This is a genomic window from Vibrio rubrogenes (assembly GCF_059641415.1).
On sequence record NZ_JCARSY010000019.1, the window covers coordinates 41,134 to 62,948 of the forward strand.

The 21,815-nt window shown below is 44.0% G+C and carries 20 protein-coding genes; 10 read left to right on the forward strand and 10 right to left on the reverse strand.

What is annotated here, in order from left to right:
- Positions 1-59: 59 nt before the first annotated feature.
- Positions 60-335: an acylphosphatase gene (yccX, locus tag AC55NX_RS13810; protein WP_496996273.1), complete on the reverse strand. Its 276-nt coding sequence runs from the start codon at positions 333-335 to the stop codon at positions 60-62.
- 227 nt (positions 336-562) lie between these two features.
- Between yccX and AC55NX_RS13815 the strand changes: the two genes are divergently transcribed.
- Both AC55NX_RS13815 and AC55NX_RS13820 read left to right on the forward strand, forming a co-directional pair.
- Positions 563-1,756 carry a class I SAM-dependent methyltransferase gene (locus tag AC55NX_RS13815; RefSeq protein ID WP_496996274.1) on the forward strand — a complete coding sequence of 398 codons (1,194 nt, stop codon included), beginning with the start codon at positions 563-565 and terminating at the stop codon, positions 1,754-1,756.
- Between the two features lie 470 nt (positions 1,757-2,226).
- Entirely contained in the window at positions 2,227-3,882 is a 1,656-nt protein-coding gene (locus AC55NX_RS13820; protein WP_496996275.1) for a methyl-accepting chemotaxis protein, read from the forward strand.
- A 241-nt stretch (positions 3,883-4,123) separates the two neighbouring features.
- Here the strand turns inward: AC55NX_RS13820 and citG are convergent, their stop codons facing one another.
- From citG to citC, 6 genes are read right to left on the reverse strand one after another with little or no spacing between them, the layout of a single operon-like run.
- A complete protein-coding gene (gene citG, locus AC55NX_RS13825; protein WP_496996276.1) occupies positions 4,124-5,083 on the reverse strand; it encodes a triphosphoribosyl-dephospho-CoA synthase CitG in 960 nt (319 codons plus the stop codon).
- Positions 5,061-5,600: a citrate lyase holo-[acyl-carrier protein] synthase gene (gene citX / locus AC55NX_RS13830; RefSeq protein WP_496996277.1), complete on the reverse strand. Its 540-nt coding sequence runs from the start codon at positions 5,598-5,600 to the stop codon at positions 5,061-5,063. The genes citG and citX overlap by 23 nt, the downstream gene beginning before the upstream one ends.
- Complete coding sequence (gene citF, locus AC55NX_RS13835) at positions 5,597-7,123, reverse strand: citrate lyase subunit alpha (RefSeq protein WP_496996278.1); 1,527 nt, start codon at positions 7,121-7,123, stop codon at positions 5,597-5,599. The genes citX and citF overlap by 4 nt, the downstream gene beginning before the upstream one ends.
- A gap of 13 nt (positions 7,124-7,136) precedes the next feature.
- Positions 7,137-8,012, reverse strand: a complete 876-nt coding sequence (citE, locus tag AC55NX_RS13840; protein ID WP_496996279.1) for a citrate (pro-3S)-lyase subunit beta — start codon at positions 8,010-8,012, stop codon at positions 7,137-7,139.
- Positions 8,009-8,305, reverse strand: coding sequence for a citrate lyase acyl carrier protein (gene citD, locus AC55NX_RS13845; protein ID WP_496996280.1), 297 nt, complete (start codon positions 8,303-8,305; stop codon positions 8,009-8,011). The genes citE and citD overlap by 4 nt, the downstream gene beginning before the upstream one ends.
- Before the next feature lie 43 nt (positions 8,306-8,348).
- Complete coding sequence (citC, locus tag AC55NX_RS13850; protein ID WP_496996281.1) at positions 8,349-9,398, reverse strand: [citrate (pro-3S)-lyase] ligase; 1,050 nt, start codon at positions 9,396-9,398, stop codon at positions 8,349-8,351.
- A 279-nt stretch (positions 9,399-9,677) separates the two neighbouring features.
- On the opposite strand from citC, the gene citS reads away from it, so the two are divergent.
- The 3 genes from citS to AC55NX_RS13865 all read left to right on the forward strand — a co-directional run bounded on the left by citS (position 9,678) and on the right by AC55NX_RS13865 (position 13,648).
- Entirely contained in the window at positions 9,678-11,021 is a 1,344-nt protein-coding gene (gene citS / locus AC55NX_RS13855) for a citrate/sodium symporter CitS (protein ID WP_496996282.1), read from the forward strand.
- 297 nt (positions 11,022-11,318) lie between these two features.
- Positions 11,319-12,965 carry an ATP-binding protein gene (locus tag AC55NX_RS13860; RefSeq protein WP_496996283.1) on the forward strand — a complete coding sequence of 549 codons (1,647 nt, stop codon included), beginning with the start codon at positions 11,319-11,321 and terminating at the stop codon, positions 12,963-12,965.
- Positions 12,965-13,648: a response regulator gene (locus tag AC55NX_RS13865; RefSeq protein ID WP_496996303.1), complete on the forward strand. Its 684-nt coding sequence runs from the start codon at positions 12,965-12,967 to the stop codon at positions 13,646-13,648. The genes AC55NX_RS13860 and AC55NX_RS13865 overlap by 1 nt, the downstream gene beginning before the upstream one ends.
- Before the next feature lie 228 nt (positions 13,649-13,876).
- On the opposite strand, the gene pncA is transcribed toward AC55NX_RS13865, so the two are convergent.
- Positions 13,877-14,497 carry a bifunctional nicotinamidase/pyrazinamidase gene (gene pncA, locus AC55NX_RS13870; protein ID WP_496996284.1) on the reverse strand — a complete coding sequence of 207 codons (621 nt, stop codon included), beginning with the start codon at positions 14,495-14,497 and terminating at the stop codon, positions 13,877-13,879.
- A gap of 923 nt (positions 14,498-15,420) precedes the next feature.
- On the opposite strand from pncA, the gene AC55NX_RS13875 reads away from it, so the two are divergent.
- The 3 genes from AC55NX_RS13875 to AC55NX_RS13885 are packed head-to-tail and all read left to right on the forward strand — an operon-like array spanning position 15,421 to position 17,565.
- Positions 15,421-16,032, forward strand: a complete 612-nt coding sequence (locus AC55NX_RS13875; protein ID WP_496996285.1) for a GNAT family N-acetyltransferase — start codon at positions 15,421-15,423, stop codon at positions 16,030-16,032.
- A complete protein-coding gene (locus AC55NX_RS13880) occupies positions 16,019-16,879 on the forward strand; it encodes a lysophospholipid acyltransferase family protein (protein ID WP_496996286.1) in 861 nt (286 codons plus the stop codon). The genes AC55NX_RS13875 and AC55NX_RS13880 overlap by 14 nt, the downstream gene beginning before the upstream one ends.
- Positions 16,876-17,565: an HAD-IB family phosphatase gene (locus AC55NX_RS13885; RefSeq protein WP_496996287.1), complete on the forward strand. Its 690-nt coding sequence runs from the start codon at positions 16,876-16,878 to the stop codon at positions 17,563-17,565. The genes AC55NX_RS13880 and AC55NX_RS13885 overlap by 4 nt, the downstream gene beginning before the upstream one ends.
- A gap of 86 nt (positions 17,566-17,651) precedes the next feature.
- Here the strand turns inward: AC55NX_RS13885 and AC55NX_RS13890 are convergent, their stop codons facing one another.
- Positions 17,652-18,332 carry a response regulator gene (locus tag AC55NX_RS13890; protein ID WP_496996288.1) on the reverse strand — a complete coding sequence of 227 codons (681 nt, stop codon included), beginning with the start codon at positions 18,330-18,332 and terminating at the stop codon, positions 17,652-17,654.
- Positions 18,329-19,945 (reverse strand): sensor histidine kinase, encoded by a 1,617-nt coding sequence (locus AC55NX_RS13895; RefSeq protein ID WP_496996289.1) that lies wholly within the window; start codon positions 19,943-19,945, stop codon positions 18,329-18,331. Before AC55NX_RS13895 ends, AC55NX_RS13890 begins: the two co-directional genes overlap by 4 nt.
- A gap of 276 nt (positions 19,946-20,221) precedes the next feature.
- On the opposite strand from AC55NX_RS13895, the gene AC55NX_RS13900 reads away from it, so the two are divergent.
- Both AC55NX_RS13900 and AC55NX_RS13905 read left to right on the forward strand, forming a co-directional pair.
- Complete coding sequence (locus AC55NX_RS13900) at positions 20,222-21,193, forward strand: tripartite tricarboxylate transporter substrate binding protein (protein ID WP_496996304.1); 972 nt, start codon at positions 20,222-20,224, stop codon at positions 21,191-21,193.
- A gap of 114 nt (positions 21,194-21,307) precedes the next feature.
- On the forward strand, positions 21,308-21,805 hold the full coding sequence (locus AC55NX_RS13905; RefSeq protein WP_496996290.1) for a tripartite tricarboxylate transporter TctB family protein: 498 nt from the start codon (positions 21,308-21,310) through the stop codon (positions 21,803-21,805).
- The last annotated feature ends 10 nt before the right edge of the window (positions 21,806-21,815 follow it).

The window sequence follows — 21,815 nt, forward strand, 5'->3', positions numbered from 1 at the left end:
TGATTTTAAACGCATGTATCTTCCGTTTAAACTCAGATCCTCAACCACGAAATTGCCCATCAATGAATTGAAAATCCCCGAAACGATTTTTCACTGTGAAAGTCAGTCCGCACAACCGCTTCAACACGCGCTGCCGGTGAGCCTTGATGGAGCCAGTGATAAAATAATTCCAGTTGATCCGCTTCGCCACAGGCCACAACTTCCACATCACCGTTATGCAAATTTTTAGCATAACCGGTCAATCCTAATTTCAACGCCTGATGCGAGGTGTAGTAACGAAAACCAACCCCTTGGACAACACCTTTCACGGTAAAGATTTCTCTCTTTTGTGACATATTCAGCTCCTCCTCTTTCGCATCAGAAAGCTCATGAAACAATAAGATTCGCTCATAGCGATAGTATATCTAAATTTCTGTCGAATGTGAGGGATGCCACGCTCACTCTGAACAATGATGCCCTATTCAAAAACGCCTTTCAGCCCAAAGCCATAATCCCTTCAACCAATTGCTTTTCCCTCTTACATCACCGACAATACCGTTTTTTCAAGTTACAGAATACATCTATGACAGCCGCTATCTATCTCGCCAAAGGGCGTGACAAATCTCTCCTTCGCCGCCATCCTTGGATTTTCTCCCGAGCTATCAATCACGTGCAGGGTGATCCCGTTTCAGGCCAAACGGTTGATGTCTATAGCCACGACGGACAGTGGCTGGCAAAAGCTGGTTTTTCGCCACAATCACAGATTCGGGCTCGCGTCTGGAGCTTCGAACCAACCGAGATTGATACCGCTTTTTTCATCCAACGTATCCGTCAGGCACAACAGCTCAGAGAACCCGTCATTCGGCAAGGTCAGTTAACCGGCTATCGTCTCATTGCTGCTGAATCTGATGGTCTGCCGGGTATTACGATTGACCGATATGGCGACTATCTGGTTTGTCAGGTGTTAAGTGCCGCAGCTGAATTCTCAAAACCCTTGCTGGTCGAAGCCCTTCGAACTTGCTTCCCTGAATGTCATATTTATGAGCGTTCAGACGTTGCCGTACGTAAAAAAGAAGGGTTACAAGAACAAGTCGGTGTTTTACACGGTGATATACCGACAGCGCCGATTATCATTGAGGAAAATGGCATAAAAATCAGCGTTGATATCATCAATGGTCATAAAACTGGCTTCTATCTGGATCAACGGGATAGTCGCTTACACGCCATGAAATATGTTCAGGATAAAGAAGTGCTGAATTGCTTCTCCTATACCGGTGGATTCGGTCTCTATGCGCTGAAAGGTGGTGCTAAACGAGTAATCAATGCTGATGTTTCCCAACCCGCCTTGGACGCTGCAAAAGCCAATGCCCAGTTAAATGAGTTCGATCTGTCTAAAAAGAGTGCAGTCTTTCTCAACGCCGACGTCTTCAAATTATTACGCGAGTACCGCGATCAGGGAACCCGGTTTGATGTCGTCATTATGGATCCACCAAAGTTTGCCGAGTCGAAAGCTCAACTGAACGGTGCTTGTCGAGGATATAAAGACATTAACATGTTGGCGATGCAGATTCTCAGACCGGGAGGTACATTACTCACCTACTCCTGCTCAGGCCTTATGGATCAGATGCTGTTTCAGAAAATTATTGCTGATGCGGCTCTGGATGCCGGGCGGAGTGTCAAGTTTGTTGAACGTTTCAGTCAGGCGGCAGATCATCCCATCGACTCAGCCTATCCGGAAGGGTTCTATCTCAAAGGATTAGCTTGTAAGGTTGTGTAAAAACCGATAACAATAATGAAAATGAAGAATAGGAATACCACGGCTCCTATTCTTCCTCTCCATCCCCCATTAATCCACCATTTTTCAATGGCGCAAAACGGGCTCTTTTTCTAACCAAACGCCCCCATCACAAACCCAAAATGAGATATCACTCCATACTTTTCAACATAAATGCAAACAAAGACAAATATTCTGGTATTGACTAACTGATCTTTATAACCTAATTAAAAATAAGGGAAAATTTTATTCATCGCTAGTGAATTTTAACTTTTCTTTTTATTAAACAACTAATTAGATAAAGGCTGGTATCTGTTATAAACTATATAAAAAAACCAGCCGTATTGATAACAGTCGGAAATTGACGTATCCCAATGATTCATGTTTTGTGAAAACAATACTGAACCAAATGAATATGACTCATTTAGGGTATTAACTTTTCACCACTTGATTTTACCTAGTAGGAAATGCGAATGTTTCAGAATCGTCTCACCTTAAAATTACGACTGGTCATTGCTGTGGCAATTCCTTGTCTTGCACTCATTTTGGTCGGTATCAATAGCCTGCAAAAAATGGCAAATATTCAGTATCAATCCGAACAGCTCTATGTCAATACGGCTGAACCTTTACGGGCAATGGCTGAGGCTGCGTCTCGGATTCCGAGAATGCGAGTCGGGATCGACATGATGCTGATGCAAGATACATCTCTGAGAGATAAAAAAGGGATTCAGACCCGCGTAAAAGAAGCGTATGAGGAAGATATCCCCGAAATGCGCCAAGCGATGCAGCTTGCTGTAGATACTCAGGTTGATTCGGATATGAAGCGCAATGCGCTCAAGCTACAAAAAGACTATGAAGAGATGATCACTCAAGCCATCAACCCCTTATTGGATGCTTTGAGTAAAAATGATCTGGAAGGTGCCAGAGAAATCTATAAATCTCGCTATGCCGGCTATTACAATGTCACGCGTAAAGCATCGAACAAATTACTGGATACCCTGTTGGAACAAGCCAGAAAACATAACCAGATAAGTATTGATACATACAACCAAGCTCAGTTGGTGATGATAATTGCGATCAGTCTCGGTTTGATAGCCTCTATCGCGGTATCAACATGGATCGTGATCCAACTCAGAAAACGAGTTGACTCTCTTAAAAATTCAATCACTTATGCAGCCAACAATCTCGCGCTTCATACCCGAATTACCCTCTCGGGTCAGGATGAGATTAGCCAAATTGCCGAAAGTTTTAACCGCTTTATCGAGAAAGTCCATCGTTCAATGCAGGACGTTTCCAGTAATGCCAGAGAGCTGGCAGAAACCGCACAAAATGTAGCGAATCAATCCAATCTGACTCATAACAACTGTACTCGTCAGAGTGAGCGGATTATTCAGGTCGCCACGGCAATTACTGAAATGGGCAGTACCGTCAGTGAAATTGCTTCAAATGCTGCAAACGCTGCTGAAACAGCACATCAGGCAACTCAACAGACATCAGAGAGTAACCAGATAGTGATACGGACACAACAAGAGATTCAGGCACTGACTGAAACCTTGAATCAATCAAGTGATGTTGTCCAGTCACTCAGCCATCAAGTTGATGATATCAGCACCATACTGGATACGATTCGCGGGATTTCGGAACAGACCAATCTGCTCGCGCTCAATGCTGCGATTGAAGCTGCCAGAGCGGGTGAACAAGGTCGCGGATTTGCTGTTGTTGCTGATGAAGTTCGTAATCTTGCCACTCGCTCAGCCGCATCGACCGATGAAATTCAAGAAGTCATTGAAAAATTACGCCATGAATCATCTCGCGCCGTCTCCGCGATGCAACTCGGGAAAGATAAAAGTCAGCTTGTGGTGGAACATGCCACAGCCACCAGTGACTCATTACAGGTGATCAGTCACCATATCCACCAATTGAATGATCAGAACACCCAAAATGCCTCAGCGACCGAAGAACAGTCCTCCGTTGTGGCAGAATTAGGCGAAAATATCGAAGATATTAGTATGCTCACCGATGAAACAACCAAGCTTTCTGAGCAATTGACGGATGCCAGCACTCATCTGCACAATGTGTCCCAGCAATTGGATGATTTGGTGAAATATTTTGATTTAGGCAAGCAATAAACGATTCTATATCTCATTAACATGAAGCGCGTTTTGTATCAGTCATAAAACCCCAATACGAAATGCGCTTTATCACCACATCACGCAACGTATATGCCAGCGATGATTCATGTTCTCCCCCCACATGAAAACTTCGGTAGTAACGGGCATCTTCTACCAAAGAAAGAGTATGACCAAATTTATCTGAACTTACTTTCAGACCGAATAAAAATTAATGACGGAAGATCAACATATCCTTAATCTATCGGGAAAAAATATTCTCCAATTCCGCAATCAACCAAGTGACGGCCAATAGGTCAGCGCTCCCGCCCGGACTGAGATGTCGTTCTATCAGACAGCGGTCGAACTGATTTAATGCCATTTCAATATCCGGATGAGAAATTCCCCCTGATGTCAGTAGACTGAATGCATATTGCTGAACATACAGCAACCCGGCCATTCCCCCACGGGAGAGTAAATTGGTATCCTGATTGTGAGCAATCAGAACCAACAGCGTCTGCCACAAAGCTTGCTCGGTCGAGAATTCTTGCGCAATAGCTGATTGATAGGCAGGTAACGCATGGACCATGATCGTCCTAAAGCCCGACGCAGCCTCACCTCTCGCCCCTGTCACCCCATATTGCTGGTAGAGTTTTTCTCCTTGCGTTATCGGCTCCCGACGTCCAATTTCCTGAAGTTCATCCCAAACGAGATGTTGACAGCACTGAATCACAGCTTCACTAATTGCATTCGCATTGATATTCCGCTGATTGGCTTGCAGCCAACCAGCGACGCCACAAATGATCCCCATGGAAAAGATCATTCCTTTATGGGTATTGACACCCGAGGTTGCTTGAAACATTGCAACTTCAGCATCAATACCAATCGGACGCAATTCAGTTAAAAGAGACGACAGCGGTTGATGGTGATGCAACCAGCCGACTCGAACAAAACCGGCCATATATGGTGCAAGCACTGTCGCACTGTGAACAAACAACGCCAGATCCATATCATCATGAGCACCTTGATTGACGGTATCAACCAGCCCCGGTTTGGGTGTCAGATGAACTTCCAGCATCATGGCATGATAAGCTAGATGACCCACGAATTGATCGAAAGGGAACTGGTTTTGAATGTGACAAGGTAACATACCGATATTTTCAGCATCTAGTCGATGCTGATGTCTGTCAAACAGCAAATCAATCACGGCACTCGTCTGCATGAGCCATTTCCTCTATCTTCGCCAAAAGCTCCTGAAGCGGATGCCGACGGGAACGAGCACAGATGACCGCATCTTCCTGACAGATCAAGCACTTCCTTCGCCCCATCTGATAAGCTTTACGGCTAATACTTTTACCTTGCTGATCAATTACATCCAAGTCCATCAATCGTCCTACCGGATGCGTTTTCTCAATGTGTATCATCTGTTTTTTGAGTATCGATGCACTCACCCCCTGCACTGCAAATATGCCCTCGGGACCAGTTTTTTCATGATGAATCTGCTGGGCGATGAGTGTCCATCCCTGCTCATGACAAGTCGCTTCGAGTGCCGCTAACCCCTGAGCAAAAATTTGCTCACTGATCGAATTCAGCTTGACGGGCCCCGGCATATTGATGCTAAACGAAACCAAAGGAACGCCGTAAGCTTTCAACCATGATAGCTGAGTTTTTGCTCGTTGTTCTTTACAGGCGAGTAGCTCGCATAAATGGACTGGTGTTTCTTCTGTTATGTATGTCATTGAGTAACCTCTTTAATCACATCAATGACAGAACCATCCCGATAACGCACAAAGGCAATTGTTCTGTCGGTAAATTGAATCGGCTCAGGCTTACCGGTAATCAATTCAGCTCGTGCCTGCAGTGCATCGATAGAATAAACCGGAATTGAAATCGCATTCAGCCGCTCGATCAGGTCTTCACGTCTTGGATTCACAGCGATGCCATGATCAGTGACTAACACGTCAACCGATGCACCCGGAGTCACGACATTCGTCACCCGCTGTACAACCGTCGGAATCCGCCCCCGAACCAATGGTGCGACAACAATCGTCAAATTCGCAGCCGCAGCAGTATCACAATGCCCACCGGAGGCACCACGGATCACCCCATCAGAGCCCGTAATCACATTGACATTAAATTGCATATCGATTTCTAAAGCGCTGAGAATCACCACATCCAGTCGATCAACGACGGCCCCTTTTGAGGAAGGGTTAGCGTATTCATTGGCTGAGATTTCATGATGGTTCGGGTTACGGGACAAAGAGTCAGCGGCCACCGAATCAAAACACTGAACATCCAGTAACGTTTCAATCAAACCTTGTTCATGTAAATCAACCATCGTGGCAGTAATACCGCCCAGACCGAAAGATGCCACGATGTTATGCTTGATCATCTTATCTTTCAGGAAACGCGTCACCGCGAGAGAAGCACCGCCGGAACCCGTTTGTAAAGAGAAACCCGACTGAAAATAACCGGAGTGTTCGATGACTTCAGCCGCATGTTTTGCAATCAACAATTCACGCGGATTGGTGGTCATTCGAGTTGTATCGCCTCCGATTTTATCCGGGTCACCGACTTCTGTAACCTGAACAACGGCATCGACACAGTCCTGACGAATTGAGGCTGGTGTGTTTGGATAATCAACGATTGATTCCGTCAGAATGACAACACGATCCGCATATTGCGCATCAACCTGTGCATAACCTAAAGAACCACAACGTGACTTGCCTTGAATACCGTTGGCATTCCCAAATTCATCACTACATGGCACGCCGATAAATGCAACATCGATATGAATTTCACCATTTTGAATTAAGTGAACCCGTCCGCCATGCGAATGAATATGAACAGGCTCGTCCAGTAATCCTCGGGAAATCGCTTCAGCAAGTTCACCGCGTAATCCGGAGGTATAAATTTTACGCACCACACCATTGCGGATATGTTCAATTAATGGTGAATGAATCGAAGTCAGAGAGCTGGAAGCTAAAGTTAAGTCTTTGAACCCCATTCTGGCAATCACGTCCATCACCGCATTGATAGTTTTATCACCGCCACGAAATGCATGATGAAAAGAAATCGTCATACCATCAGCCAAACCGAGTTCTTTAATCGCCTGCTCAAGTGAACCTTTCAGTTTTCTTCCTTTTTTAAATCGTTCTTCAGCCAGATGTGGTGTGATTGCGTTGGCTCTTGTATACGGCGTTAGCGAATGGACTTCCAGCTCATCAAGCGAAATGGGATTATTTAACGTACTGACACTCATAACACACTGCCTTCTATTGTTTGATACCGGATTCAGCACGTTGCAATGTCCAGCGTGCACGTTCAATGATTGGGCTATCGACCATTTTACCGTTAAGAGACACTACCCCTAGCCCTTGCTGCTCTGCTTCTTCAGCCGCTTCAATGACGGCATAAGCATAATCGACCTCTTTCTGGGTCGGTGCGTAGACATTGTGAAGGAGATCGATTTGACGTGGGTTAATCAGTGATTTGCCATCAAATCCAAGCTGTTTGATGTGTTCAGCCTCGCGGAGAAACCCTGCTTCATTGTTTGCATCCGAATAAACCGTATCAAATGCCATAATACCGGCAGCTCGCGCAGCCTGAAGAATGCTACACCGGGCAAATAATAACTCTGTCCCTTCCGGTGAGCGGTTTGTTCTCAGATCACGGACGTAATCTTCCGCGCCCAGCGCAATCCCAATCAGCCGGGAGGAGCAGTGCGCGATCTCGACTGCATTGTTGATCCCTTGGGCACTTTCAATTGCAGCCAAGAGTTTGGTACTCCCAACGGCACGGCCGCAAGCTTTCTCGATTTGTTCAATTTGACTCGCCATCAGCGTCACATCGTGAGCTGTATCCGTTTTAGGAAGACGAACTACATCGGCTCCCCCTCTCACCACGGCATTTAAATCATTGATACCAAATCTGGAGTCGATCGGATTGACCCGGACAACGGTTTCAATATCCTGATATAACGGATGTTGTAATGCACGATACACCAACATGCGCGCGGTATCTTTTTCCCGTAATGAGACCGAATCTTCAAGGTCGAACATAATTGCATCCGGCTTGTAGATAAAGGTATTACTCAACATTGCGGCATTCGCACCCGGCACAAATAACATACTTCTGCGTAATCGGCTCATGACAATAGACTCCAATCAATCTGTTCGACACCACAAGCACGCATCACTGCCGCCTGAACCCGAGCCTGAATTACACAATCCAAAGCTCCTTTATCTTCAATCGTTAAGATGGCATCGGTTACTTTCAGTTGCTGTAGAGAATCGAGAACAACATGTTTGATGATTTCACCGAATTGGTGCTGAACCGTACTATCGAGATGAATAACGATGCCACCTTCATGATTGGGGGCAATGCGAACCTGAAGATCACTGGACTCCAGAGTTCCTGCAAACGCTGGTTGTTTAATTTCCATGGGATTGGCCTTTCTAAGTTTAAATTTTCATATGGGATGCCGTTCAAGCCGCAACAGATTTTGGTCTATTGCACCGAACGTCATCACCAAATAGGATTTTGTAAGTGGTTCTCGGTACCAGTTTCGCAACCTGCTCGTATTGTTGCTGAGATAATAATCGCCGTACTCGGGACGCTGACACAGGTTCACCATCAATGGCCTTTCTAGGTACTTCTACAATTTCAACGGTATTTGGCCGGGCTATTGATGATGCCAGCCAGTAGTGCATTGACTCGTTATAATGGTTGGTGACCGGACAAAGCGGTTCCGTACCGACATATCGGTGGGTGATCCCTAAAGCAGGAACGATGCCGTCACGAAACAGCTGTAAATCCAGTGCCGCATGACAATAATTAATTTTCTTCTGATCTTTGATAAAGTACGTCGGGAATGTTGCTTTGGAGATCATGTAGTCCGAGCCCGGATGGACCGTTATATTTTTCAGGTGTTGCGTACCGGCTCGAATCATATTGAGTCGCTCAAAATAAGAAAAATCCTTCCCTTCTTCCCGAACAACAAATAGATGGACCCAATCACACTCGGCACAGGCCTTTTCAACCAGATATTGATGCCCTAATGTGAATGGATTGGCATTCATAATCATGCCACCGATACGCTCTCCGGCAACTTTCATCAGTTTGAGTTGTTGGCAGTATGATTGAAACCGATTCGGACTATTTTCCATGAGAATCATGGCATCATCGACTTGAGCAAGCGGGAAAAAACCAGATTGGCGAAATAAATTAAAATTTTGAGGTTTGGTAAACAGAAATAAATTGTAGCGTCCTAACTCATAAGCGAAGTTAGTCAATTCAGTCATCAGAGTCAATGATAATCCACTACCGCGACATGCCTTTTCAATCGCAATCGACTTTAAAACTTTCCCGGCTATACCACCACACGCGAGTATCTGCCCAGAGATATGTTTCCCGATAACGAAATATTCTACATCATCATCAATGTCCAGCCCATTACATGCTAAAAAGGTTTTAATTTTGCCTATTTTACAGCGATTCGTAATAGGAACTCGAGAAAAGGATATCTCGTCTAACATGACGTACTGCCTCTGTAACTAAATTCATCACGACATAGTTTGCGGTGTTTATATTCATAAAATAATGATATGAATCACTTTATATACGAGCTTAAAAACTCTTTATGAATTTAATGAATTAAACTACCTATCCCATTGTTTTTAAATTAAAAAACACAATAAAAATCATTAACTTCATTGATATTTTTAACGTCACTTCATTCAATGAACTTTTTCACAATTACAGTTCAATTTTTTATCTAAATTGTTAAATTGAACATCAACCTACGGAAATTGATTATGAATGAAAAAACGTTACGAATAACAAGTGACGCCCCCAGCGCTCAGTCGCTTCTGTCACAAATAAAAATATTCGGCATACCATTCCATCTTTTTGCCCTACTATTTCTTGTGGTTTTGACTGCACACATTACAGATACACTGCCTAACAATATTGTCGGTGGTTTCTGTTTTATGTTTGTCGTCGGTGCAATATTTGGTGAATTCGGTAAGCGTCTACCAATATTCAATAAATATATTGGCGGGGCACCTGTGATGATTTTTCTTGTCGCTGCTTGGTTTGTCCATATGGGACTGCTGACCCAAAGAGAAATCACCGCAGTGACTGATGTCATGAAAAAAACCGACTTCCTCGACTTATTCATTGCAGTGCTGATTACCGGTTCAATTCTGGCAGTCAACAGAAAACTGCTGTTACGCTCCTTAGTTGGCTACATTCCAACGATTCTTGCAGCGGTCGCAGGTGCATCGATTCTTGGCATTTTGGGTGGTTTGATCTTCGGTATTCCGGTGGATCGGATTATGATGCTGTACGTACTCCCAATCATGGGCGGTGGTAATGGTGCCGGCGCGATTCCCCTGTCTGAAATTTATGAGTCCGTGACTGGCGGTTCAAAAGAACAATACTACTCAGTTGCAATTGCGATTCTTACCATTGCCAATATCGTGGCCATTATTGCAGCAGCAATTCTGAATGGTTTAGGAGATAAAATCCCTTCATTAACGGGTAACGGAGAACTGCTACGCAAATCAAAATTCAATGTTGGCGAAGAAGTCAAAACACCAACCATTACCCCTCGTGAAATAGCGATTGGTCTCATGCTTGCCGCCTGCGTTTACACGTTATCATCCTCACTATCCAAGCATATCCTTCCCGGATTTGGCGATATCAAAATTCATACATTCGCTTACATGGTCATCATTGTTGCCCTCATCAACGGTGCGGGTCTTTGCTCTGATGAAATCAAAGAAGGTGCAAAACGTCTGTCTTCCTTCTTCTCTAAACAGTTGCTCTGGGTTTTGATGGTTGGTGTCGGAATTGCTTACACTGATCTGGGTGAAGTGATGAATGCTCTAACGTTCATCAATATCATCATCGCGACACTCATTGTGTTCGGTGCAATTTTTGGCGCAGCTCTCGGTGGTTGGTTGATGGGCTTTTACCCGGTTGAATCTTCAATCACAGCTGGTCTGTGCATGGCGAACCGTGGTGGCTCTGGTGACCTTGAAGTACTGGCGGCCTCTAACCGGATGAACTTACTCTCTTACGCCCAAATATCCTCTCGTCTTGGTGGTGGGATTGTCCTCATCATTGCCAGTGTGGTATTCGGGATATTTATGTAATTTTCCTTTCTTTGTAGCGCGTCATCCGACGCGCTCTGACCAGCGATACTTCGCTTCTGGAACCATTCATGATATGACAACACGAATCGCAGTCATCACCTGCCGGCTCATCAAACTGAACTGAATTGTATTTATCTCACAATCACAATGGTTATGCAGAGCGCTGTGATGGAAATACAGCGGGGTTCAACGCTTAAAAATGGATTTTGAACCACACATGTCAATTCTATTCATCCATAGAATCGATATAATCACCTGATAACTACAGCCTTGATAATAATCAGCCTTTATAACGTTATGCTTAAAACGATCTTTCAAGCCGTTCATACACATATATGTCAGAAGCTTTCATTCCGATTCAGGGTTGCACTTCTGCTCATTTTTGTTATTTCTATTCAATTGATACTGGTCACGGTCTTTTTTCATCTCACGCTCAATGAAAGCCTTGAACATCAATTTAGTACCAAAGCAGTCATCCAAGCCCGAGAGATTGCACATAATAAAATATTGATTCAAAACATCGAACAGCACAATATTGAAGCCATTCAAGAGACCGTTCACGAACTACAAGCTATCTCCGATGCTGATTTCATTGTTGTCGGCAACAAAAAAGGGATTCGACTGGCACACCCTGACTCAGATAAGGTTGGTTTTCCGATGCAGGGCGGCGATAATGTCCGCGCGTTAAAATACGGAGAATATTATTCGTCCTTAAGAAAAGGCAGTTTAGGGTTTGCGATCCGTGGGAAGTCGGCAATTATTAATCAGCACAATGAGATTATCGGAGTCATCTCCGTTGGTTACTTAGTCAATAGTATCAGTGACTGGCTGGCATTCTATTCCTATCCGCTTTTTTACGCCGTATTTGCCTTGCTGATTTTATCCATGCTCGGTGCTTGGCTGTTTACCAAACATATCAAACAGCAAATGTTCGATATGGAACCGGAAGAAATAGCGCTCTCTCTGCGCTTACACAGTTCAATCTTACAAAGTGTTTATGAAGGGATTATCGCTGTCAATACTCAAGGCGAAATTTTGTCGGTTAATAGTCGCGCACTGAAAACATTGGGCATTGCCCACCCACCCAAGTATTTACTCGGCAGAGCGATTACTGAATTCGTCACGCCTGCGTCATTCTTTATGGGCAGCAACCCGCAGGGTCAGACAGATATCAATGATCAACAAGATGAACTGATCACCTGCAACGGTGAAACATTGGTTGCTAACCGGGTCAACATTCGGGATCACGAAAAACATATTGGCTGGGTCGTGAGTTTTCGTAGACGAGATGACATCAATACCCTGACATCACAAATTTCACAAATTCGCCAGCATACGGAAAATCTTCGCGTGCTCAGCCATGAATATACCAATCGATTATCGACTATCGGAGGATTAGTACAAATTGGCGCTTATGATGAGGCCATTCAAGCCATTCAGAAAGAAACCCAGAATCAACAAAAACTGATCGATTATATTACCCAAACCTTCTGCTCGCGTATTGTTGCCGGCCTCCTGCTGGGGAAATATAGTCGTGCAAAAGAACTCGGCTTACAGTTGGATTTTGATCCGCTCTGTCAGATGAAAAAAGAACCACAATGTATGCCATCCGACGAACTGGCCGCAATTTTGGGGAATCTACTTGACAATGCCTTTGAAGCTACTTTAAAAAACGAGTGCAGTAATAAAACTATCTCACTGCTTTTAACCGATGCCTCAGACGAATTCGTCATTGAGGTAGCGGATAATGGTACCGGTATCCCCGAAGAAATTTCTGATTCACTTTTTACCAAAGGCGTCAGTAGCAAGGAACAGCCGGGACATGGTATCGGTTTATATCTCGTCCATCGTCTGGTCATCCAGGCCAATGGCACGATATTGATTGATCATGCTGAACCGAAAGGTACCATTTTTTCTATTTTCATCCCTAACGTGAGTACATAATAATGGATGTATTTGATGTATTGATTGTTGAAGATGAAGTCAGTATTTCTGATTTTCACACTTACTACCTGAATCAAATGCCTAGGTTTCGTCCGGTTGGTGTTGCCCGCTCTCTAGCTGAAGCGCGCAGCATGCTCCGCTTTTTAAAACCACAATTAATTATATTGGATAACTTTCTTCCCGATGGGCGAGGCCTGGATTTACTGAAAGAGATGATCTCAGGTGGAAACATGCCGGACGTAATATTTGTCACCGCAGCCTCAGATATGGAAACCGTTCGTGAGGCCGTTCGCTGCGGTGTTTTCGATTACCTGCTAAAGCCGATTGCCTATGACCGGCTCCAAGATTCACTTGAACGCTATTTAAAGTACAACAATTCTTTGAAAGCCGCAGATAATTTCAATCAAAGGCATGTCGATGAATTACTCAACTTTCAATCGAAAGCGCAATACCATCAAGATAACCTCCCCAAAGGTATTGATGAACTCACACTGAATAAGATTAAAGTCATTTACCAAGAAGATGATGTGACACACACCGCTGAATCACTGGGGAAGCTGGTTGGTATTAGTAAAACAACCGCTCGCCGATACCTTGAATATTGTACGTCCACCAGCTTCCTTGAAGCGATCATCCAACACGGTCGGGTTGGCAGGCCCGAAAGACTGTACCGTCGGAAGTAAAGCCATGGATGGGTCAGTCCTGTTACTGGCTCTTTTCATGCGGATGCGCTTCATTCGTGTGCCACTATATCCACCATGCCATCAGGATAGATTTACTGCCCTCGTCGTGCCGCTGGGTGACATCATTTCTAAGAACAATCATTTCTAAGAACAATCATTCCTAAGAAAAAGCATTTCTAAGCACAAGCATTTAATTGTACAACCACGATCAACCACGGATGAACACCATCATTCGTCCAGCACATCACTTGACTGTATAACCTGACACCCTGCGTTGGCCATTCTCGCCAGTGCTTTATCTTCGTCGTCAGGATTCAAATTCACAGCACGACAAGCATCTTGAACAACATAAGTTTTAAAACCAAGTTCAACGGCATCAAGTGCTGTAAATAGGACACAGTAGTCCGTCGCAAGCCCGACAATATATAATTCATCTGAATCTATTTCTTTTAAATAATTCAAAAGCCCGGTTGCCTGCTGTTTTCCATTGTCAAAGAACCCACTGTAACTATCAATCTCCGGATTGCTGCCTTTATAGACAATATATTCAATATTGTTCGTTGCTAATCCGGGAATAAATTCAGCTCCCCAAGATGATTGAATACAATGCTCGGGCCATAAAACCTGCTGAATACCGTTCAGTTCGATCATCTCACCGGGAGACATATGATGTACGGATGCGAAGCTACCGTGGCCGGCAGGGTGCCAGTCTTGCGTTGCAACAACATGGTCAAAACAAGACATTAACCGATTGATTACAGTAACAACACAATCTCCATCAGGTACCGGCAAAGCACCAGACGGTGAAAAATCATTTTGAACATCGACGATCACTAACGTTTTTGTCACACCTTCCTCCTGAATCCCCTGATCACCCCATAGTTACCACACCAAAAATCATACATGTGTCATAAGATGGGACGTTGTGAATGTAATACTGGCCTCTTTTTTTAAAGTATACCATACTGATAAATAACAACTGTTTTATTCAGCCAGATTAACCCTGTCAATAATATTGACAAAACCGATATCTACAAATGGAAAATCGTCAGAAAAACACCACATCCATATTTTTTACTAATTAAAAACCATTGGGCATCATATATATCCAATTGACTCAGATGAAAACGCTAATATTCTTATATAATTCTGTTTCTCGATGCGTGTCTCATAAAAGAAAAATTAAGAAAATTTTCTCACATTAGAGACTGAAGAGCACTTTTTTTATTTTTTTAGATGATTTTATTTTATTTTATATTTTATCCACTACGCCTTTCCCCTCCTAGCGATTCACTAGCTGTATCAAGATCAGTACTCCCTCTTCTGATAATTATGACGATAAGCAACTATTTACATTAAAACCAAGAGCAAATAACTTAAATTTATATGGATAATTCAAAAAAGGAATATTTTAACTAAGCACCATTCACCCGATTAAGTTTAACCGTCACTTTTTACGCTTTTCATGCGTTACTGGATGACTGGTTGAATGAGTTGGGGTTTATATATCTATAACAATAATGATGTAATGAATATGTTTAAAAACATACTAAGACGAAGAGAGTTCAGCTCCTCACCCAGAGTTCATAACTTTTCCATCTGTTATCGGTTAGATGGGCCAGCAGACGGACAGAAAAAAAATGTATTAGAACGAGATGTAGAAACATCGGATTGGGGAACATCACTGACACAATTGTCCCCATTTAGGAATCACATTGAACAATGTGACGATGATAAACAATTGAACAACTGAAGTTTGGCGGTAGGTAGATATGAATAACGTTATATGTAGCAAATATGGCATCACGCTGCGCAAGTGGAATGATGAGGATATACAGGGGTATGCGGCACTGGCTTCCGATGAAGAAAATATGAAGTTTATTTCTTCCGGACAGGCAAGAACAATCAATATCATCAAAGACGAAGTCGAACGATTCAGACAAAATCAGGAAGAAAAAGGATGGGCTCGCTGGGTTGTTTCTCAAGGTGCCAATGCGCCTTTCATGGGGTACGCAGGATTTGAAGAGAAGCAATTTGGGATTAACTTCGGTATGCGTTATTTACCAAAATACTGGGGAACACCCTGGACATATTTGGCGGGACATACAGCATTATGCTGGGCTTTTGATGTACTGGGGTTCACGTCAGTTTACACACTCACAAACATCAAACACACTCGTGCAATTCAGATGAATCTGAAATACCTCAATCTTGACCGTGAACAGTGTCGGATTGTTTCCACCCCATTCGGTGACCATCTCAAGATTGATTATGACCGGGATAATTTTTTCAAGGTCAGAGACAAAAACGAAAGTACGGCTCAAAAACTATACCAGTACATTCAAAAACAAGAAGCACGGGAAACAGTACATGCAAAATATTGAGCAATCCACATTACGTCAGGATGTCCCTATCTCGACATTATGTGATGTGAAATTATGGAACCATTTTTCTGCGTTGACAGTTCTATATATGCCATTCGGATTGATACTCTTGCTGTTTCGTCTGTTGCTGATAGGTGCTTACGGGCTTGTGTTTCCGATATTTCCGCATGCTAAAAGAAAATCGGTATACCGGGTCTTCATTCGACTGTTAGGTATACAGGTGCGCTGTAATATGACGCCGGAAGCGGTGGGTCAACATACTGCCGGATGTGTTGTCGCATCAACACATGTCAGTATTTTTGATCATATTCCGGGTTTGGCAATGCCACATGCGACACTGATGATCGATAAAGCGGATAGCCCACTGGGTAAATTCGTTGGCTATATCTTATTTAAAGGCTCGAATTCCAGCTATTGGCTCGTCAGAAACCAACGACAGTTAGTGCAATGTTTTAGAGAATGGAATAAAACACCGGAAAAACACGCGTTATACATCACCCCTGAAGCTACACTCAATAACGGGCAAGCCCTATTTCGCTTTCGCCCTGAGTTTATGATCAGGGGACAACCGGTGGTTCCGGTCGCTTTAAAAGTCAGACTTCCTTTTGGACTGTCGCCCAGTCCGATGATGTCTCCGGGGTATGTCCGCTTCATGACGATTCTCATGATGCCTTATATCCATTTTGAAGTGACCTATCTGGACAAGCTTCACTACTCTCGGGAGCAGGCTCCGCAAGAGTTTGCAGACACGGTTCAACAGGCTATCGCCGATTATCTCAATATACCGGCAACCCACTGGACCAGAGACGATAAATATAGTTACAAAGAGCAGTTAAAGCAGTTATGAATGTTATCTTTGATTTTGATAATACGTTACTTCCGGAAGAGAGTACGGTAGAAGTCTTGAAAATCGCATTGAGTCATAAAAAAGGCGGAGATGACACAATGCGGTATCTGGCAGAAATCGCGCCTCGTGCATTTGCCGGGCGTGCGACTTGGCAAGAGAAGTTGATCATGCTCAGAACTGCGATGTTTGTCACTAAACAAACGGTCGAGCAGTATGTCGCAAGCCGAGTGGATGCTTTGGACCCCGTACTAAAAGAAACATTTCGTTCGTTGACCGACAAAGGTATCAAACTACATGTTATTTCTGGCGGTTATACAGAATGGATTGCACCTTTATTAAATGCATGGGAGATTCAATACGATCAACTCACCGCAAATCGTTTTATCTGGCTAGGGAACAGAGTGCTCAGTATACGACCTTCACCATTGCTTTCCTCAAAAGGAAAAGTACAGGTGATAGAGCAATGGAAACGTCAGCATAAAACCACAGGGAAGTTTATTATTGTTGGCGATGGTTCAGCCGATCAAGATACATTACGCTATCATGCCAGTGATGCTTTTGTTTCAGCTGAATATTTCCAAAATAATCAGCTCCCTGCGATGGAACAGATGAGACGGGCTTCAACTCCCGCAGAAGTAGGACAGCACATTGACCATTTCTTAACGCAGCTCTCCCCTGCTGCTTAAGAACTGTATCTCATCTCGTCATCATCTCTTATCAATACACTCCGTGGGCCAACAGCCCACTGAGTGTATTGTCATCTCTCATCTTCCTATCCCTTACGCTGATAGCGGCGTTCAGGACGGCCCACAGTCCCGTAGTTAACATCAGAGATAAGCTCCCCGGTACCATTCAGATACTCCAGATAACGTCTGGCAGTGGTTCGGCTTGCTCCAATTTGTTCGCCGGCCTCATCCGCAGTCAGCGAGACATTGTCTTGAAAAAGTTTGCGGATTTTATCCAAAGTCACTGCATCAATCCCTTTCGGAAGTTTCTCCACACATGTTGTTGACGCCCCTGTCGAGCTCGAGAGCATTTTATCCACCAATCCCTGATCAAGCCCCCCCGCTTCCGTCAGCTGTTGTCGTAGTAGCTGATACTTTTGCATCGCTGATTCAAGGCGGGAAAACACGACCGGTTTCAGTAAATAATCAACCACACCATAACGCATTGCCTGTTGTAATGTGCCGACATCCCTAGCTGCCGTAATCAAAATAACATCACACTGATCCTGATTGTTTCTCGACTGCTGCAAAATATCCAATCCAGTTCCATCAGGTAAATAAACATCTAAAAGAACCAAATCCGGTGCAAGAAGTGACAGTTGTATCTCAGCCTCTATTTTATTGGTTGCAATGCCGACAACCTCGAATCCACCGATTTGTTCCAAATAACGCTGATGAAGCTGAGCAATCACCAGATCATCTTCAATAATCATGACTCTGGTATTCATATCAATGGTTCCTTGGGCAAATAAACCGTCATTCTTGTGCCATTTCCTTTTTTGTCGAACATTTCCAACTGTCCGTGATATCTGTCAGTCAACTGCTGCACCAAAAACAATCCAACCCCTCGTCCCTGATGGCTTTTACTTGATACGCCTCTTTCTGTCAGCATATCGACACTGACCCCTTCCGGCAGACCACATCCTTGATCATCCACTTCCAGAATAATCTCATTGCCATAATCACTGATAGACACATCAATAATACGCCGCTCATAAGCAATGTGTTTACTTTGCCGTACCGATGTCAATACCGCTTCAAAAGCATTATCAATTAAATTCCCCAATATCGTCACAACGTCTTCAGCATGGAGGTGCTCAGGTAATGTATCCAGCGTCGTTCCCTCTTCAACCTGCAGCTCCAACGACAATTCCCGTGCCCGTTCACTTTTACCCAGCAACATTCCCGCGATCAACGGATCTTTAATCGCACCACGCAAAAACTCGATCAATGTCTGATAATGTTCGGTTTCCTGGCCAATAAGCTGTTGAACAGCTTCCAGTTCTCCCATTTGAACTAATCCACTGATTGTGTTCAGCTTATTTCTATGTTCATGCGTCTGTGATCGCAACAGTTCTGCATAAGCTTTCGTTTGGGAAAGCTGCTCGGTTAAGTCATTAATTTCATCACGCAACCGGAAGCTGGCAACAGCACCAACAACCCGCCCATCGACAACAATCGGGCTCCGGTTGGCGATCAGCCATTGATGATTGAGATATAATTCAATATCGCTATCGATTTGTCCGGTTTCCAGCAGGGTGTAAAGATTACTATCGTGCAGTGAATCCGTTAATAAACGATTCAGCGCTTTGTCTTTATCGATCCCCAGAATATCGCAGGCACTTCGGTTGATTGAGCGAAGATAACCCTTTTCATCAATACTCAGAATGCCTTCTTTTAACGTGCTCATCGTGACATCGAGCTCTCCGTAGAGACGACCGATCTCTTCAGGCTCGAAACCTAAAATAGCTTTTTGAAAACGCTGAGATATATATCCGGAAACGAGTCCATTCACAACAACCACCAGCACCACAATAATCAATAGATAGTGCAAATAGGGTTCAACCCTATCTTGCAATCGCTCAATCAGATAGCCGACCGACACCACACCAATGATATGACCCGATGCATCAATAACCGCAGATTTTCCCCGCACTGAACGGCCTAGAGACCCATGCGCAAACGAGATATAAGATTGCCCTTCTCGCAGTGCTTTCTGGTTATCTCCCCCAACCATTGGCAGACCAATCCGCTGCCCCAACGGGTGAACCAACCGAATCCCCTGACGATTACCAATCACAATAAATGCAGCCCCGATCATATAAGTCAGATCACGGTAATACTGTTGCTGACTGGTATCTTCCTGACGAATCATCTCAATCACTGCCGGGGACTCAGACAAGAAAGTAGCAACACGCAATGCCTTCTGGCCCATATCTTCTTCTTGCTGATGACGAATATAAGAAAAACCGGCCAATGCAAGAATCAGCAACTCAACTAGTCCTGAAAACGTCATGATGATCAACATCCGTTTACGAAAACTAATCTCATTCCATGTCATATGTACCTCCAGAAGCGAATCAGTACATTAACACTTATTTAATATTGTTAAGAGTAACATCACGAATAACTGTGATTGATTCAACGTATTACACACCATGACCAATATGAACAAAATATCTTTAATGATCATTATTCTCTTTTATTACCATAAACAGGACAAATAATTAACATTTGTATAACTTTCCCATGTAACGCGGATGAAGAGATCCCACAACGACAACAATAAAACGAACAAAACATAAAGCATAAATTGCACACTGCAAAAGGAACGTGAATTATGAAACAACTGAAAACTCGCCTGATCATATCCATGCTCGCAGCTGGCTTTTCCATCAGTGCTCTGGCGGCGGACATTGAGGAAATCCATTTTCTGGTACCCGGAGGAGCCGGAGGTGGCTGGGACATGACGGCACGGGGAACAGGTGATGTGTTATTTAAATCTAAGCTTATTAACAGCGTCTCTTTTCAAAACATGTCCGGAGGCGGTGGCGGTAAAGCAATTGCTCATCTGATTGAAACGGCAGACCGCCAGCAAGATACCCTGATGGTTAACTCTAGTCCGATTGTTGTTCGCTCCCTTTCTGGTGTTTTCCCTCAGTCGTTTCGGGACATGACTCCTGTCGCTTCAATTGTTTCTGACTACAGTGCCATTGTCGTACGTGCCGATTCAAAATATAAAACGTGGAAGGATATTGTTGCCGATTTCCAAGATAACCCCCGGAAAATCAAGGTTGCTGGCGGCTCAGCCCGAGGAAGCATGGATCATCTGGTCATCGCTGAAGCATTCAAGGGGGAAAACTTCGATCCGAGAGCTGTTCGTTACATTGCATATGATGGCGGGGGTAAAGCAATGGCTGCCCTGCTATCCGGAGAAACACAGCTCCTTTCAACAGGTTTAGGTGAAGTACTTGAAATGTCAAAAGCAGGGCAAATCAGGATTGTGGCAGTCACCGCACCGGAACGTCTACCTTCCGCACCAGATATTCCGACGTTAACCGAGTATGGTAATCCGACAGTATTTGCCAACTGGCGTGGCTTCTTTGCAGCTCCGGGAGTAAGCAAAGAAAAAGTGGCGGAATGGGACAAAGTTCTGGAAAAAATGTACCAAACACCGGAATGGAAAACACTTCGGGACCGGAATGGTTGGGTCGATAACTATAAGCCGGCACCAGAATTCAATGCTTTTCTTGAAGCACAGGAAAAACAAATGGGAACCCTGATGCGTGAATTAGGCTTTATCCAATAATTCCCACCCGATTAGAACACCAACTGTCATATACAGGTTTGCTGAATCCTTTGTTGAGATTCCCCCGTCCAGGCTGCCTGTATATGACCCCCTCATATCCAATGGAGTAGGATAATGTCTACAAAAATGAATCCACTGCTCTCAAGTGAATATTTGTTATGTCGCGACAGAGTTGGCGCATTGATCTTTCTCGCGCTTTGTCTGGTTTATGGTTATCAAACCTTCAATATTCCAATGTTTCCCGGAGACGAATACGAACCCTTTACCGCCAGAACATTACCGATATTACTCACTTATGTCGGCATCATTCTTTCCGTTGCACTGCTCGTCACCGGACAACCCGATAAAAAAAGCGGTGCTGTCATCCAATTCAACTGGAAGTTACTGATTAGCTTTCTGGTTCTAATGACGTTTTATGGCATTGGGCTGACCTATGTCGGCTTCGTGATCGCCACAACGCTCTTTCTGGCTATCGGGTTTTATCTGTTAGGCGAACGACGTAAAAAAGTCCTGTTCGGCGCGTCATTTCCCTTTGTCTTAAGCTTTTATCTGTTGCTGACCCAAGGTCTGGATATTTATCTGGAACCCGGTGTCATTTTCACCATCTGGTAAGGAGACAGCA

Bases quoted from the DNA above. Each gene is read 5' to 3' on its own strand.
- citX (WP_496996277.1), bottom strand. From the start codon at position 5,600: ATGACATACATAACAGAAGAAACACCAGTCCATTTATGCGAGCTACTC.
- citS (WP_496996282.1), top strand. From the start codon at position 9,678: ATGAATGAAAAAACGTTACGAATAACAAGTGACGCCCCCAGCGCTCAG.
- yccX (WP_496996273.1), bottom strand. From the start codon at position 335: ATGTCACAAAAGAGAGAAATCTTTACCGTGAAAGGTGTTGTCCAAGGG.
- AC55NX_RS13890 (WP_496996288.1), bottom strand. From the start codon at position 18,332: ATGAATACCAGAGTCATGATTATTGAAGATGATCTGGTGATTGCTCAG.
- citE (WP_496996279.1), bottom strand. From the start codon at position 8,012: ATGAGCCGATTACGCAGAAGTATGTTATTTGTGCCGGGTGCGAATGCC.
- citC (WP_496996281.1), bottom strand. From the start codon at position 9,398: ATGTTAGACGAGATATCCTTTTCTCGAGTTCCTATTACGAATCGCTGT.
- AC55NX_RS13860 (WP_496996283.1), top strand. From the start codon at position 11,319: ATGCTTAAAACGATCTTTCAAGCCGTTCATACACATATATGTCAGAAG.
- citD (WP_496996280.1), bottom strand. From the start codon at position 8,305: ATGGAAATTAAACAACCAGCGTTTGCAGGAACTCTGGAGTCCAGTGAT.
- citG (WP_496996276.1), bottom strand. From the start codon at position 5,083: ATGCAGACGAGTGCCGTGATTGATTTGCTGTTTGACAGACATCAGCAT.
- AC55NX_RS13885 (WP_496996287.1), top strand. From the start codon at position 16,876: ATGAATGTTATCTTTGATTTTGATAATACGTTACTTCCGGAAGAGAGT.
- AC55NX_RS13895 (WP_496996289.1), bottom strand. From the start codon at position 19,945: ATGACATGGAATGAGATTAGTTTTCGTAAACGGATGTTGATCATCATG.
- citF (WP_496996278.1), bottom strand. From the start codon at position 7,123: ATGAGTGTCAGTACGTTAAATAATCCCATTTCGCTTGATGAGCTGGAA.
- AC55NX_RS13815 (WP_496996274.1), top strand. From the start codon at position 563: ATGACAGCCGCTATCTATCTCGCCAAAGGGCGTGACAAATCTCTCCTT.
- AC55NX_RS13820 (WP_496996275.1), top strand. From the start codon at position 2,227: ATGTTTCAGAATCGTCTCACCTTAAAATTACGACTGGTCATTGCTGTG.
- AC55NX_RS13875 (WP_496996285.1), top strand. From the start codon at position 15,421: ATGAATAACGTTATATGTAGCAAATATGGCATCACGCTGCGCAAGTGG.
- AC55NX_RS13880 (WP_496996286.1), top strand. From the start codon at position 16,019: ATGCAAAATATTGAGCAATCCACATTACGTCAGGATGTCCCTATCTCG.
- AC55NX_RS13905 (WP_496996290.1), top strand. From the start codon at position 21,308: ATGTCTACAAAAATGAATCCACTGCTCTCAAGTGAATATTTGTTATGT.